Origin of the sequence: Ottowia sp. (genome assembly GCF_046348305.1) — a bacterium.
Classification (GTDB): domain Bacteria; phylum Pseudomonadota; class Gammaproteobacteria; order Burkholderiales; family Burkholderiaceae_C; genus Ottowia.
In genome coordinates this window covers 211,781-225,608 of record NZ_JAXMEM010000003.1, presented here as the reverse complement: position 1 = coordinate 225,608, position 13,828 = coordinate 211,781, and the positions used below count along the sequence as shown (strand labels likewise).

Sequence of the window (13,828 nt, the reverse complement as noted above, 5' to 3'; positions counted from 1 at the left end):
ACCACGCATGGACGCCACGGGCGCGCCGTGCAGGAAATCCGTCATTATTTCATGCGAGACCCCAAGGCCCGCAACCGCTACAGTGTGGCCTGCAACCCCATTTGCCACCTTCGCAAGCGCTCGCCATGACCGCCAAACCCCGCAAAACCACCCCCCCGCCCGACGCGCCGGCCGCACCCGCGCAAGCCGATGCGCCCCTGCACGCGCCGACCCACAACATCTGGCTGGCCGGCTTGGGGGCGCTCGCCAGCGCCCAAGCCAACGCCCAGGCCGAAGGCGCCAAGGCCTTCGAATCGCTGGTGCAGCAGGGCCTGGCGATGCAAGCGCGCACGCAAGCCCTGGCCAAGGAGCAGTGGACCGAAGCCACCCAACGCATGGGCAGCCTGACGGCCGAAGCCAGCGCAGTGGGTTCATGGGATCGGCTGGGCGGCATTTTCGAGGGCCGCGTGGCGCGCGCGCTGGCCAGCATGGGCATGCCGACAGCCCCGGAGATCGTGGCACTGACCCGGCGCGTCGAGGCCCTGGAGCAGGCGCTGGCCGAACGCGCCAGCGCAGACGCGGCAGCGCCCGCGCCCGCGCCCGCATCCGCATCCGCGTCCGCCGCTGCGCGACGCAAGCCCCGCTCGCCCCGTTGAACCCCTTGGTCGCGCAACACGCACCCCCATCTTGAGCCTTGCCCTTGCCTCCCCCTCGTTGACGGCATCGTCCCGGCGCCAGCTGATTTCGGTCACTCTGCTGGTCGTGACGGTTCACGCCCTGCTGTTGTTTGGCCTGCCACGCCTGCAACGCATCGTGAGCGCGGGCCAGAACACGCAAGTGTTCGAGACCCGCCTGATCACCCCGCCGGCGCCGGCGCCCGCCGCCAACCCGCGCGCACCCGAGCCGCCGCCCACCCGCGCGCCACAGGCAACGCCGGCGGCCAAGCGGCCGCCGGCGCATCGCACGTCAGCCAGTCCCAAGGCCCCCAGCAAGCCGCAGCCGGCGCCCACCCGCGCCGATGCCGCCGCGCCGATCGAATCCAGCCTGTTTGCCGTCAAGTCTCCCGTGGGCTTCGGCGGCGGCTCGCTTGAAAAGGCCATCACGCCACCGCTGACCGACACCCAAGCCGACGTCGTCCTGGCCTTCGAGCAAGCGCAGGGCGATGCCCCGCCGGTCCGTGTCCCCCGCGCATCCTGGTTGACCTATCAAACCACCGGCGTCATTGGCGGCCAGCCCCTGGACACCCCAACCACGCTGAACTGGCGCCAGGACGGCCGCTGGTATGACGCCGAGTGGCGCCTGTTCACAAACCAGACCGGCGACCGCACGCGCATCACCACCGGCCTGGTGACGGCGCAAGGCCTGGCACCGGTGTCAACCCGGCTGGGTTACGAAGGAACGCCCTCGCGCTTTGACTACGACACGCGCATCATCAGCTTCGGCGCCAGCGACACCAGCGCGCAGCTGAAACCCGGCGTGCAGGACCGGCTGGGTGTGCTGCTGCAACTGGGCAGCTTGCTGGGGGGCGATCCGGCGCGCTATCCCGAAGGCAGCGTCATCGAGCTGCCCGCCGCGCATGTGCGGGGCCCGGGCCAGTGGCGTTTCACGGTGCTGGCCGACGAAGACATCAGCGTGCTGGGCGGCAAGAACGTGCCCGCCGTGCGGCTGCTGCACACCCCGCAAGACGCCCAGGACGCACGCATCGAGGTCTGGCTCGGCCGCTCGCTCGACTATCTGCCGGTCCGGCTGATGATCACGGAGCCCGACGGCGACCGTGTGGACTCGAGGCTAAGCACGGCCATCGCCCTGCCCACCCCCAGCGCCGCCGCGGCCATTCCGGCCCAGCCGCCCCGCTGAACGCCATGACCCGCAAGGCCCCCCGCCGCACCGCCGAACGCATCCTGGCCGCGTCGCTGGAGCTGTTCAACCGCTTTGGCGAGCCCAACACATCCACCTCGATGATCGCCGGCGAGCTGCGCATCAGCCCGGGCAACCTGTACTACCACTACCCGTCCAAGGACGAGCTGATCAACACGCTGTTCGAGCAGTTCGAGCGCGCGCTGGCCGAGCTGCTGGCGGCGGCCGACGACGTACGCGACGTCGAGGACGCGTGGTTCTTCCTGCACTCGCTGTTCGAGCTGATCTGGCAGTACCGCTTTTTCTACCGCGACCTCAACCACCTGCTGTCGCGCAACCGCCATCTGGAGACGCACTTTCCGGCCCTGCTGATGCGCAAGAAGGCGGCGCTGCGGCAGGTGCTGGACCACTTGCATGCCGACGCGCCGGCCCCCGCCCCCGACAAGCCCGCGGCGGCCGATGTCGAGCGCCGCCAGGACGCCATTGCCGCCAGCATGGTGGTGGTGCTGACCTACTGGCTGAGCTATGAATACGTGTTGCAGCCGCGCAGCGCCCTGGAGCCCGACAACGCGCAGGACGCACTGCTGCGCGGGGCCTACCACGTCATGAGCCTGTTGTTGCCGCACCTGGAGGATAGCGCACGCATGCACCTGCAGGCGTTGTTGCAGGCCTATCAGGCGCCGCCCTTGCCGTAGCCCAGTCGGCGCGCAAGCCGTCGCCCCGCTCCGATGGCCGGTTGCTCCACGCTGCGTACCAGCGCAGCGCACACCACCAGCAAGGCCAGCAACGCCAGCCCCTGCGCCGCAACAGGGCCGGCGCCGGCCCACCCGGCGGCGTTGCGAAACCAGTCGAACATCCAGTAGTGCAGCAAATACACCGCGTAGGTCAGGCCCGACCACCACAGCACTCCTGCGCCCGCCGGAAGCCAGGGCCGCAGCGTCCACAGCAGCACGAACAAGGCCACGGCGCGTTGCGCGAACCCGGCATCCAGCCAGCGCGGCTGCCAGGCATGCAGGCCACGGTCATGCAGCACGAACACCAGCAGCCCGAACGCCGCCAGCGTGACCCACCCCACCACCCGATGCTCACGCAACCAGAGCACCGAGCCCAGCAACAGGAAAGGGAAATACAAGGTCCCGTAGCCCCGTGTCCACTCCTGGTGCGTCGGCCATGGGCCCAGCCAGAACAAGCCGACGACCATGGCTGCATACAGGGCGGGCAACAAGACGCCCTGGCGCCACCGCACGGCGCCACCGGCTTGCAGGAGCGCCATGAACACGTAGAAACCCACCTCCATGCGCAACGTCCACTCCACCCCGCCCAGCGCGTAAGGCGTGCCCGTCCAGTCGCCGATCAGCAGCAGCTGCGGCCCCAACTCGTGCCAGTCGGGGCGCTTGCCCATGCCCCACAGGCCAGCGGCCTCCATCAGCACCGCGGTGACGTACAACGGATAAATGCGAAACGCCCGCTTGACCAGAAACTCGGCTGTGCGCTCGCGCTGCAGCACCTGAGTGATCACGTAGCCCGACACCAGAAAAAACACCAGCACTCCCACCCCGCCGCCCTGCACCCAGGGCCAGGACAGGCGCGCCGCCCGGTGGCCGGGCGAAGTCGGGTCGGCCATGGCCGCTTGCAGCGGCTCGGCGAACTTGTGGCCCACCAGCACGGAAACGAAGGCGAAGATGCGCAGATAGTCCAGGAACACCACGCGCCGATCGTCGTCGCGCGCGAATCGAGAGGGACTGGTGGCCGTGGTCATCGCCGGGTGATTATCCCGAGTCGGACGCGCGCCACGCTACCATGCGCACCCGCCCACTCTCGCATCCAACGTCCCATGTCCGACCTCAAAGCCCGCTTCGACCAGGCCTTTGCCGATTCGCAAAAGCTGACCACCCGCCCCGACAACGCCACGCTGCTCAAGCTGTACGCCGCCTACAAGCAGGCCACCGAGGGCGACAACGAGCGCGACAAGCCCGGCTTTGCCGACCTGGTGGCGCGCGCCAAGTGGGATGCGTGGAAGAAGCTCGAGGGCACGTCCAGCGAGGACGCGATGCAGCAGTACCTCGATTTGTTCGCAACGCTGCGCTGAGATCAAGCACACCCCCAGTCTGCACTCGCTGCGCGATGTTTCGCCCACCCCCTTGCAGGTGGCATCGCCAGTGACCGGGGAAACCCCGGCCACGGCGATCGCTGGCCTGGCCTGCTCTGCGGCCTCTCGGCTCTTTGGGCATCATCCGCTGCGGCTGTGACGCGCAGCACCGTCGATTGTTGAGATGGCGTGAGCGAGGCCCCCTCAATCGCGCACTTGCACTGCCGTCAGGGCACGCAACTGCGCATCGCGCTCGGCCTGGGGCAATTCCGCCAGCTGCTGCACGGCCGCGTGAAAGCGCGGCCAGTCGCGACCCTCCTGCGCAAACAGGGCCTCGAAGCCCGGCACCCATTCGTCGTACGCCGCCTGCAGCGCAAAGCTGGCGTTGTTGGCGTGCGCCACCCAGGCGTCGTAGCCGTCGTAGGGCATGCCGGCGGCGGCCCAGCGCGCCTTGAGCGCCTGGTAGCGCTCGCGAAAGCGCGCCATCGCTTCTGTTTTGAGAGCTAGCAGCGCAGACTCCGAAAGCCCTTCCGGGCCTTTTTTGTCATAAATCGCGGCCAGCTCGGCGCGCGTGGCGCGCGTCAGGGCGCGAAACGCCTGCTGATGCGCCTGCCAGCGCGCGTCGGCGCGGCGGGCCGCGTCGTCGGCGTGCCCGGCCAGCCACTGCGCGGCGCCCAGGCGGCCTACGGCCGTGGCATAGGACTCGTTGAACATGGTGTCGCCCTTGGCGTACACGCGCTGGTGCGCCAGCTCGTGGAACACGATGCGCGCCAGCGCCCCCTCGGGCCAGGCGATGATGGTGGACACCAGCGGATCGCCGCCGGCCCAGTTCATCCAGCCCAGGGTGGAGTACGCCGGCACGCCGTACACCGTCACCTCCAGGCCGTCCTGCGTGCGCAGCTGGGCCGCCATGGCTTGCGCCGCCGCCTGGTCGTAGTAGCCCCGGTAGCCCACGCAGCCCAGCACCGGAAAGCACCAGCGCTTGAGCGTGAGCGAGTCCACCGGCGCGGCGGCCACGTTCCACACGGCGGCGGCGCGGTGCAGGTCGGCATAGCCGTGGTAGCTGGCGTTGTCGGGCAAGTCCAGCGCGGTCACGGCAAATGCCCGCATGCGCTCGGCCCGCTTGAGTTGCGCCTTCAAGGCTGCGGGGGTGGCCGGGTCGCGCAGCCAGTCGTCGATGGGGCGCGCGGCCCGCATCAGCGCCAGATGGCCCTGCACCGCCTGCGCGTAGTAGTCGATGGTGCTGCATCCTGCCAGCAGCGCGGCGACCAACAGCAGCAGTGCGCGCTGCAACGGGGCGCGCCATGAAAGAGAACAAGCGACGGTCATGACCGCGGCAATTCTCCACCCGCCGGGCCGGGATGCAAAAGCGCGCGAGGACGGCTAGACTGCGGGCATGAACCTCATCGAACCCATCCTGGCCAACGCCGCGGCCATCACCCAATTGCGGCGCGACATCCATGCCCACCCCGAGCTGTGCTTCGAGGAAGTGCGCACGGCCGACCTGGTGGCCGCCAAGCTGACCGAATGGGGCATTCCCATCCACCGCGGCCTGGGCACCACGGGCGTGGTGGGCATCGTGCACGGGCGCGACGGCGGCAAGAGCAGCAGGGCCATCGGCCTGCGCGCCGATATGGACGCGCTGCCCATGACCGAGTTCAACACCTTTGCACACGCCAGCACCATCCACGGCAAGATGCACGCGTGCGGCCATGACGGCCACACCGCCATGCTGCTGGCGGCGGCCCAGCACCTGGCCAAGCACCGCGACTTCGACGGCACGGTGTACCTGATCTTCCAGCCCGCCGAGGAGGGCGGCGGCGGTGCGCGCGAGATGATCAAGGACGGGCTGTTCAAGCAGTTTCCGATGGAAGCGGTGTTCGGCATGCACAACTGGCCAGGCAGCGACGTGGGCACCTTCGCGGTCAGCGCCGGGCCCGTCATGGCGTCGAGCAACGAATTCAGGATCACGATCACCGGCAAGGGCGGTCACGCCGCCATGCCGCACATGGGCACCGACCCGGTGCCCATCGCCTGCCAGGTGGTGCAGGGCTTTCAGACCATCGTCTCGCGCAACAAGAAGCCGGTGGACGCGGGCGTGATCTCGGTCACCATGATCCACGCCGGCGAGGCCACCAACGTGATTCCCGACGCCTGCGAGATCCAGGGCACGGTGCGCACCTTCACCTACGAGACGCTGGACCTGATCGAGCGGCGCATGAAGGAGATTGCCGAGGGCGTGGCCGCCGCGTTCGGCGCGCAATGCGCCTTCGAGTTCGTGCGCAACTATCCGCCCACCGTCAACACCGCGTACGAGGCCGAGTTCTGCCGCCAGGTGATGAGCGGCATCGTCGGTGCGGACAAGGCCGTGGCGCAGGAGCCCACCCTGGGCGCCGAGGACTTCGCCTACATGCTGCAGGTCAAGCCGGGCGCGTATTGCTTCATCGCCAACGGCTCGGGCGCGCACCGCGGCAGCTACGCCGGCGGCGGCCACGACGCAGGGCCCTGCACGCTGCACAACCCGCATTACGACTTCAACGACGAGCTGATCCCGCTGGGCGCCACCTACTGGGTGCAACTGGCGCAGGCCTGGCTGGCGCACACGCCACCGGCTGACCGCCCGATGCCCGGCAAGCCCTGACCCCTGCCCTGTCTTGCCCCCTCCCCCGCTGGGGGAGGGTTGGGGTGGGGGCCAGCAGCGCATCACCCGCAAACGAGTTGTCCATCCGCGCCCCATGATCTCCATCCCCAGCGCCTTTTCCGCCAGCTACGCCCAGGCGCGCGTCAAGTTCCTCGAAGCCGCGGCCACCGCCAGCACGCGCATCGAGTCCGTCAATCACCCGCTGCCGGGCCGGGACGGCGAGCAGTTGGCCATGGACGTGGCGCTGGATGGCGCTGCCGGCAGCGAGCATTTGCTGATCGTCAGCAGCGCCTGCCACGGCGTGGAGGGCTTTTGCGGCAGTGGCGTGCAGGTGTTTGCCCTGCACGACCAGGACTGGCGCGCCAAGGCCCGCGATGCCGGCGTGGCGGTGCTGTACATCCACGCGCTCAACCCCTGGGGCTTTTCGCACATCCGCCGCGTGACGCAGGAGAACGTGGACCTGAACCGCAACTTCCACGACTTCAGCCGCCCGCTGCCCGCCAACGCTGCCTATGCGCGCGTACACCCGCTGCTGCTGCCCGCGGTGTGGCCGCCCGACGCCGCCAACCAGGCCGCCGTGCAGGCCTTCATCGCGCAAGATGGCCTGCCGGCCTGGCAGGCCGCCATCTCGGGCGGGCAGCACGAGTTTGAAGACGGCCTGTTTTACGGCGGCCGCGCGCCCACCTGGAGCAACCAGACGCTGCGCGCCGTGCTGGCCCGGCACGCGGCCACGGCGCGGCGCGTGGCCTGGATCGACCTGCACACCGGCCTGGGGCCGAGCGGCGTGGGCGAGCGCATCTGGGCCGGGGGCAACGACGCGCCATCCATCGCCCGCGCCAAGCGCTGGTGGGGCGAGCAGGTCACCTCGATTTATGACGGCTCATCGACCAGCGCGCTGCTGACGGGCCTGATGTGGGAGAGCATCCACGACGCCGCGCCGCAGGCCCAGTACACCGGCATCGCGATGGAATACGGCACCGAGCCCGTGACGGAAGTGCTGGACGCCCTGCGCGGCGACCACTGGCTGGCGCAACACCCCGAGGCGCCGGCCGAGTTGGCGGCGGCCATCCACGCGCGGATGCTGCGCGCCTTCTACACCGACACCGACGCCTGGAAGGGCCAGGTCGTCAGCCAGGCGCGGCAGGCGCTGTTTCAGGCGGTGGATGGCTTGCAGGCGCCTGAGAGCCTGTGAGGCGTCAAAACCGGCTTACCAGCGCTTCGCGCTCCTGCGCGATCACCTGCAGGCCGTCGAAGATCAGGTTGTCGATCAGCTCGTAGGGCCGCATCATCGAGGGCATCATCTTCCAGCCCGCGCCGCCGGTCATCAGGCACAGGGGCTCGGCCCCGCAGCGCAGAAACAGGTGGCGAAACATGCGCTCGCAGGCGCCGGCAATGGCATAGGTGCCGCCCGAGGTCAGCGCGTCGCTGGTGTTGGTCGGAAACTCCACCACCTCGCCCGTGGGCACGTGCAGGCCGGCGGTGCCCGATTCGAGCGCGCGCAGCATGATGCCGTGGCCCGGCAGGATCAGCCCGCCCAGAAAGCGCCCGCTGGTATCGATGGCCTCCACCGTCACCGCCGTGCCCACCATCACCAGCAGGATCGGCCGCGCCGGGCCGCGCGCCAGCATGTGGTGGCGCGCGCCGATCATGGCCACCCAGCGGTCGGCGCCCAGGCGGGCCGGAAAATCGTAACCATTGGTCAGGCCCGCCTCGGCCTCGGACGCGACCACCCAGCGCGGCTCGACCTCCCAGCGCTCCATCTGCTCCTGCACGCGATGCTTGACGGCCTGCCCCGCCACGATGCAGCCCAGCATGCGCGTGGGCTCGGGCAGCTTGGCCCAGGCCCCTTCGGCCAGGCCGTCGAGCTGCTCCAGAAACTCGACCCCATGCGCCAGCACCGGCGCGCCCACGGCCGGGCGCTCGTACAGCGTCCATTTCAGTCGCGTGTTGCCGACATCGATCGCCAAAAATGTCATGGGGATGCAATATAAGCGCAGATGCCCGCCCGACTCCAGCGATTTGCAGCGCCACGGCGGGCGTTACAGTGGGCGTTTTCGTCCACCCCACACCAACCGCAAGGAGAGTCAGCATGGGATTGTTCAGTTTCATCAAGGAGGCCGGCGAGAAGCTGTTTGGCGCCAAGGAAGTCGAGCAGGCCGCCGCCAGCGGCGCGCCCAACGTGGCCGAGTTGAACCAGAAAGCGGCCGACGCCATCAAGGCCTACATCGAGGCGCAGAACCTGGGCGTGATCGGCCTGGACGTGGGCTTTGACGGCGCCAGCGGCAAGGTCACCCTGGCCGGCAGCGCGCCCAGCCAGGAGGCCGCCGAAAAAGCGGGGCTTGCCGCCGGCAACGTGGCCAGCGTGAGCGGGGTGGACAACAACCTGCAATACCCCGCCGGCACCGCCTCGCAATACCACGACGTGGTGCGCGGCGACACGCTGTCGGCCATTGCCAAGAAGTACTACGGCGACGCCAACAAGTACCCGGTCATCTTCGAGGCCAACAAGCCCATGCTGACGCACCCCGACAAGATCTACCCGGGGCAGAAGCTGCGCATTCCGGCACTTTGAAATTTATAGCTGCTTGCGCGCGTCGAGTGCGCGTTGCAGCCTGATTTCATCAAAACAAGGCGCCTGCGGGTGCCTTGTTTTTTGTGCCACACCGCGGCGTGGGGGCGTAGAGTGCCGGCATGAACGCCCCCGCCGACGAGCCCATCACCGCGCTGGACGCCAGTGCCCTGTCCGACGCCATTCACGCCCGCCACCTGTCGTGCCGCGAGGTGATGCAGGCCTATCTGGCGCGCATCGAGCGCCTGAACCCGCAGGCCAACGCGCTGGTGTCGCTGCGGCCTCATGACGCGCTGCTGGCCGAGGCCGACGCCTGCGACGCCGAGCTGGCGCAAGGCCACTCGCGCGGTTGGCTGCACGGCGTGCCGCAGGCGATCAAGGATCTGGCCAACGCCGCCGGCCTGCCGACCACGCTGGGCTCGCCGCTGATGCGGCACTTCGTCGCCCGCGAGGACGGCCTGATGGTCGCGCGCATGAAGCAGGCGGGCTGCATCGTCATCGGCAAGAGCAACACGCCCGAGTTCGGCCTGGGCTCGCACACTTTCAACGAAGTCTTCGGCACCACCGTCAACGCCTACGACCCGGGCAAGTCGGCCGGCGGCTCCAGCGGCGGCGCAGCCGTGGCCCTGGCGCTGCGCCTGCTGCCGGTGGCCGACGGCTCCGACTTCATGGGCAGCCTGCGCAACCCTGCGGCGTGGGCCAACGTGTTCGGCTTTCGGCCCTCGCAGGGCCGCGTGCCCATGTGGCCGGTGCAGGACGTGTGGATCAGCCAGCTGGGCACCGAGGGCCCCATGGGCCGCAGCGTGCGCGACGTGGCGCGCCTGCTGGCCACGCAGGCCGGGTGGTCGCCAAATACTCCCCTATCGATAGCTGATGGCGCACACCTGGAGGGCGCTGGGGCCACTTTTGACCCAAAAAATGCCCGCATCGGCTGGCTGGCCGACCTGGACGGCCATCTGCCGATGGAGCCCGGCATCCTGGACTCCTGCGCCCGCGCGCTGGAGCGCTTGCAGGGCCTGGGCTGCGCCGTCGAGCCCGCCGCGCTGGGCATGCCGCCCGAACGCGTGTGGGACGCCTGGCTCGTCTGGCGGCGCGTGCTGGTGGCCTCGCGCATCGCGCCGTTCCTGCTGAAGGACGGCAACCGCGCCCACATCAAGCCCGAGGCGCTGTGGGAGCACGAGCAGGCCCAGCATTGCAGCGCCGCGCAGTTCATGGCCGCCAGCGTCACGCGCACGCAGTTTCACCAGCAGATGCTGCGCCTGTTCGAGCACCACGATTTCCTGGCCCTGCCCACCACCCAGGTCTGGCCCTTCGACGCCAGCGAGCGCTGGCCGCGCCAGATCGCCGGCCGCGCCATGGACACCTATCACCGCTGGATGGAAGTCGTCATCTACGCCACCTTCGCCGGCCTGCCCTGCATCAGCGTGCCGGCGGGCTTCAACGCCGCCGGCCTGCCCATGGGCCTGCAACTGATCGGCCGGCCGCAGGACGATGCGGGCGTGTTGCGGCTGGCCGCCGCCTACGAGGCGGTGATTGGCGACTGGCTGGCGGTGGAGCCGCCGATCGAGGGTTGACTCCCTGGCGCCTTGGGGAGAGCGTTGGGGTGAGGTCTTGCTCCCTCGCCCCTTTGGGGCTGAAGGCCGCGGCTCCGGTTCCGCCAGCGCGGAACTGGACGGCCTGAAGAGTGGCGGCGTCTCGCCGCCAACCCCCGGGCTGGGGTGAGGGGCTCGGCGTTGCATCCGTTCGCTGTTGTCCGATCGGCAGTGATTTCTGCTGGCTTCCGCTGGCCGGGATATGCGCCCGGCGGCGCAGTCCCTTTCTTTGACTCGCCAAAGAAAGGAACCAAAGAAAGGCGACCCCACTGGCCGTGTCCCCTGCGCTTCGCTTCGGGGCAACCTGCGATGCTCGCGCGCGGGGCGGTGCTGCGGAACTCGCTGCGTTCACTTCGTTCACTGCGCTCAAACAACCGCAGCAAGCCAGATCACGATGCATGGGCATGCTGCGCTGCCCATGCCCGCCCCACGCCCTGCGCTTCTCGGCACGGCCAGAGGGGAGTTCAACTCCAACCCGGGCCATCGCTGCGCTCGGCCCCGCCAACAGCCAAACCTGGGGCCGAGCGCAGCGATGGCCCGAATGGTTTTCCCTCCCCCTTGAGGCTGCGCCTGCGGCGCGGCGCTTGCGGGGTGGCGCGTGCAGCGCAGCATGCACGCGCTTCGTGGACTGACTCGCCGCGGTTGTTTGAGCGCAGTGAACGAAGTGAACGCAGCGAGTTCTGCGGCGCACCCCGCAAGCGTTGCGACGCAGGTTTGCCCCGCAGCGAAGCGCAGGGGTCGCAGACGTGGGGGCGCTTTCTTTTGCCTCCTTTTCTTGTGCGTACAAGAAAAGGAGGTGCGCCGCCGGGCGCATATCCCGGCCAGCCGAAAAACGCAGCATCAACCGGACATCGAACACAGGCCAACAATTCCAACGCCGGCGGCCCCTCACCCCCACCCTCTCCCCAAAGGGGCGAGGGAGAAGAAGTCAGTCGTTCAGTTCTGCTTCCACGGCAACCCGGCCTTGCGCCAACCGCCCAGTTGGCCGCGCTGGGCCTGCTCGTTCAGGTCGCCCTCGAAGCCGCCGACGATGTTGTAGGCCGTCAAACCCAGCTCCGTGGCGCGGCGCGCGGCGGCGATGGAGCGCACGCCGCTGCGGCACAGCATGGCCAGTGACTGCCCTTCGGCGGCCGCGGCGCGCACCTGAGCGTCGAATTCGGCGTTCATCGCCATGCCGGGCCACTGCTTCCAGGCCGCCGCCAGCGCGCCGGGGACAAAGCCCACCCATTCGCGCTCGGCATCGGTGCGCACGTCCACCAGCACGGCGCGGCCGCCCTGCATCCAGGCGTAGGCGGTGCCCGGATCGATGTCGCCGGCGTAACCTGTCGCGGGCCGCACCTCGCCTTCGGCCGGCACGGCAGCGCCCGCGTCCTGGCGCAGGCCCGAGCGCTGGTTGGCCGGCACGGCCTCGTCGATGCGGCGCGGGCGCGGCAGGTGCAAGTCGTTCATCAGGGCGATGAACTGCTCGCGCGTCTTGCCCGCCAGGCGCGGGTTGGTGGCCTTCTCGGCGCCGATGGTGGACTGCAAGCGCTCGTGGTAGTCGTGCGCCGGCCAGACGATGGTGGTGGCCGGCAGGGTGAACAGCCTTTGCGTGATGCTGTCGTACAGCTGGCCGGCGTCGCCCGACTGGAAGTCGGTGCGCCCGCAGCCCTGGATCAGCAGCGTGTCGCCCGTGAACACGTGGGCCGGCTCCGGCTGGTCCTTCGGCGTCCACAGGAAGCACACGCTGCCGGCGGTGTGGCCCGGCGTGTGCAGCACGCGCAGGGTCTCGCCGCCGAAGCGCAGCTCGTCGCCGTCCCGAAGTTGCCGCGCCGCCGTGCCGACGTTGCAGCCGGCGGGCGCGGCCGTGCGCGCACCGGTCAGCTCGGCCAGCCTGGCGGCACTGGTGATGTGGTCGGCGTGGGCGTGGGTTTCGACGGCCCACTTCAACGACAGCCCCATTCGCTCCAGCGTGGCCAGATCGCGCTCGAGTTGCTCGTCCACCGGGTCGATGATCAGCGCCTCGCGCGTGGACGCATCGGACAGCACGTAGGTGTAGGTGCTGGAGGCGGGGTCGAAGAGCTGGGTCGGGTTCATGGGTGCAGTGTAGAACGGCGCAGCAGCCGGCGCCACCGGCGGCTTGCCCCGCGATCCTGTACAAAGAGGCTTCGAAATGCGCGCGCGGGGCTGGCCTTTGCCGGGCCAAGTCCGCATAATATGACGTTTACGTAAACGTCAACTCAAGAACAACCCAGGACGGATGCCGAACGCATGGCGACGAAGAACGCTTCCAAGGACATGGGCCGCTGGCAGGTGCCGGTGGGCGGCAAGGGCTTTGCCCTGCAGGACTGCGACCCGGCGGCCAAGCCGTATTCCAGCGGCGACAAGGAGGCCGACAAGGCCCGCGTGGCCGATCTGACGCACGAGATCGACGCGCTGCAGGACATGTTCTACGCCGACGCCCGCTTCAAGCTGCTGGTGCTGCTGCAGGGCACCGACGCCGCCGGCAAGGACGGTACGATCCGCGCCGTGTTCAAGGAAACCAGCCCGCTGGGCGTGCGCACGCACGGCTGGAAGGCGCCCAGCACGCTGGAGCGCAGCCACGACTACCTGTGGCGAATCCACGCCATGATGCCGGCCGCCGGCGAATTCATGATCCACAACCGCAGCCACTACGAGGACGTGCTGGTGCCGGTGGTCAATGGCTGGATCGACGACAAGACCACCGAACAGCGCTACCGCCAGATCAACGACTTCGAGCGCCTGCTGTGCGAGACCGGCACCGTGATCCTGAAGTTCATGCTGCACATCAGCCAGGACGAACAGCGCGTGCGCCTGCAAGAGCGTGTCGATGACCCGAGCAAGCACTGGAAGTTCAGCATGGGCGACCTGGACGTGCGCAAGCAGTGGAAGCAATACCAGCGCGCCTATGAAGACCTGCTGCGCGCCACCTCCACCGACTGGGCGCCCTGGACCATCGTGCCCGCCAACAGCAAGACGCACCGCAACCTGATGATCGCCACCCTGGTGCGCGACAAACTCCAATCCCTTCAGCTGCGCTATCCGCCCGACGACCCTCAGCTGAAAGGGCTCATCGTGCAATAGCAGCAAGCGCCACAAGC

13 protein-coding genes are annotated in these 13,828 nt (G+C 69.0%); 9 read left to right on the top strand and 4 right to left on the bottom strand.

Annotation, left to right across the window (positions count from 1 at the left end):
* The first annotated feature begins 125 nt into the window (after nt 1-125).
* The 3 genes from U1F38_RS01160 to U1F38_RS01150 are packed head-to-tail and all read left to right on the top strand — an operon-like array spanning nt 126 to nt 2,531.
* Nucleotides 126-635 (top strand): phasin family protein, encoded by a 510-nt coding sequence (locus tag U1F38_RS01160; RefSeq protein WP_409985220.1) that lies wholly within the window; start codon nt 126-128, stop codon nt 633-635.
* A gap of 31 nt (nt 636-666) precedes the next feature.
* Complete coding sequence (locus U1F38_RS01155) at nt 667-1,836, top strand: DUF3108 domain-containing protein (protein WP_409985219.1); 1,170 nt, start codon at nt 667-669, stop codon at nt 1,834-1,836.
* A 5-nt stretch (nt 1,837-1,841) separates the two neighbouring features.
* Nucleotides 1,842-2,531, top strand: a complete 690-nt coding sequence (locus tag U1F38_RS01150) for a TetR/AcrR family transcriptional regulator (protein ID WP_409985218.1) — start codon at nt 1,842-1,844, stop codon at nt 2,529-2,531.
* Here the strand turns inward: U1F38_RS01150 and U1F38_RS01145 are convergent.
* Nucleotides 2,510-3,595 (bottom strand): acyltransferase family protein, encoded by a 1,086-nt coding sequence (locus U1F38_RS01145; RefSeq protein WP_409985217.1) that lies wholly within the window; start codon nt 3,593-3,595, stop codon nt 2,510-2,512. The genes U1F38_RS01150 and U1F38_RS01145 overlap by 22 nt on opposite strands.
* Nucleotides 3,596-3,670: 75 nt before the next feature.
* On the opposite strand from U1F38_RS01145, the gene U1F38_RS01140 reads away from it, so the two are divergent.
* A complete protein-coding gene (locus tag U1F38_RS01140) occupies nt 3,671-3,925 on the top strand; it encodes an acyl-CoA-binding protein (RefSeq protein ID WP_409985216.1) in 255 nt (84 codons plus the stop codon).
* Between the two features lie 204 nt (nt 3,926-4,129).
* On the opposite strand, the gene U1F38_RS01135 is transcribed toward U1F38_RS01140, so the two are convergent.
* Complete coding sequence (locus U1F38_RS01135) at nt 4,130-5,218, bottom strand: aminopeptidase (RefSeq protein ID WP_409985215.1); 1,089 nt, start codon at nt 5,216-5,218, stop codon at nt 4,130-4,132.
* A 103-nt stretch (nt 5,219-5,321) separates the two neighbouring features.
* On the opposite strand from U1F38_RS01135, the gene U1F38_RS01130 reads away from it, so the two are divergent.
* Nucleotides 5,322-6,566, top strand: coding sequence for a M20 aminoacylase family protein (locus tag U1F38_RS01130; RefSeq protein WP_409985214.1), 1,245 nt, complete (start codon nt 5,322-5,324; stop codon nt 6,564-6,566).
* A 94-nt stretch (nt 6,567-6,660) separates the two neighbouring features.
* Complete coding sequence (locus U1F38_RS01125; protein ID WP_409985213.1) at nt 6,661-7,758, top strand: M14 family metallopeptidase; 1,098 nt, start codon at nt 6,661-6,663, stop codon at nt 7,756-7,758.
* 4 nt (nt 7,759-7,762) lie between these two features.
* On the opposite strand, the gene U1F38_RS01120 is transcribed toward U1F38_RS01125, so the two are convergent.
* Nucleotides 7,763-8,542: a type III pantothenate kinase gene (locus U1F38_RS01120; protein ID WP_409985212.1), complete on the bottom strand. Its 780-nt coding sequence runs from the start codon at nt 8,540-8,542 to the stop codon at nt 7,763-7,765.
* Nucleotides 8,543-8,655: 113 nt separating this feature from the next.
* On the opposite strand from U1F38_RS01120, the gene lysM reads away from it, so the two are divergent.
* Together lysM and U1F38_RS01110 are read left to right on the top strand one after the other, a co-directional pair.
* Nucleotides 8,656-9,138, top strand: a complete 483-nt coding sequence (gene lysM, locus U1F38_RS01115) for a peptidoglycan-binding protein LysM (RefSeq protein WP_409985211.1) — start codon at nt 8,656-8,658, stop codon at nt 9,136-9,138.
* A 119-nt stretch (nt 9,139-9,257) separates the two neighbouring features.
* On the top strand, nt 9,258-10,709 hold the full coding sequence (locus tag U1F38_RS01110; RefSeq protein WP_409985210.1) for an amidase: 1,452 nt from the start codon (nt 9,258-9,260) through the stop codon (nt 10,707-10,709).
* A 954-nt stretch (nt 10,710-11,663) separates the two neighbouring features.
* On the opposite strand, the gene U1F38_RS01105 is transcribed toward U1F38_RS01110, so the two are convergent.
* Nucleotides 11,664-12,803 (bottom strand): MBL fold metallo-hydrolase, encoded by a 1,140-nt coding sequence (locus U1F38_RS01105; protein ID WP_409985209.1) that lies wholly within the window; start codon nt 12,801-12,803, stop codon nt 11,664-11,666.
* A 174-nt stretch (nt 12,804-12,977) separates the two neighbouring features.
* Here U1F38_RS01105 and U1F38_RS01100 point away from each other — a divergent pair, with 174 nt between their 5' ends.
* Complete coding sequence (locus U1F38_RS01100; protein ID WP_409985208.1) at nt 12,978-13,811, top strand: PPK2 family polyphosphate kinase; 834 nt, start codon at nt 12,978-12,980, stop codon at nt 13,809-13,811.
* Nucleotides 13,812-13,828 lie beyond the last annotated feature (17 nt).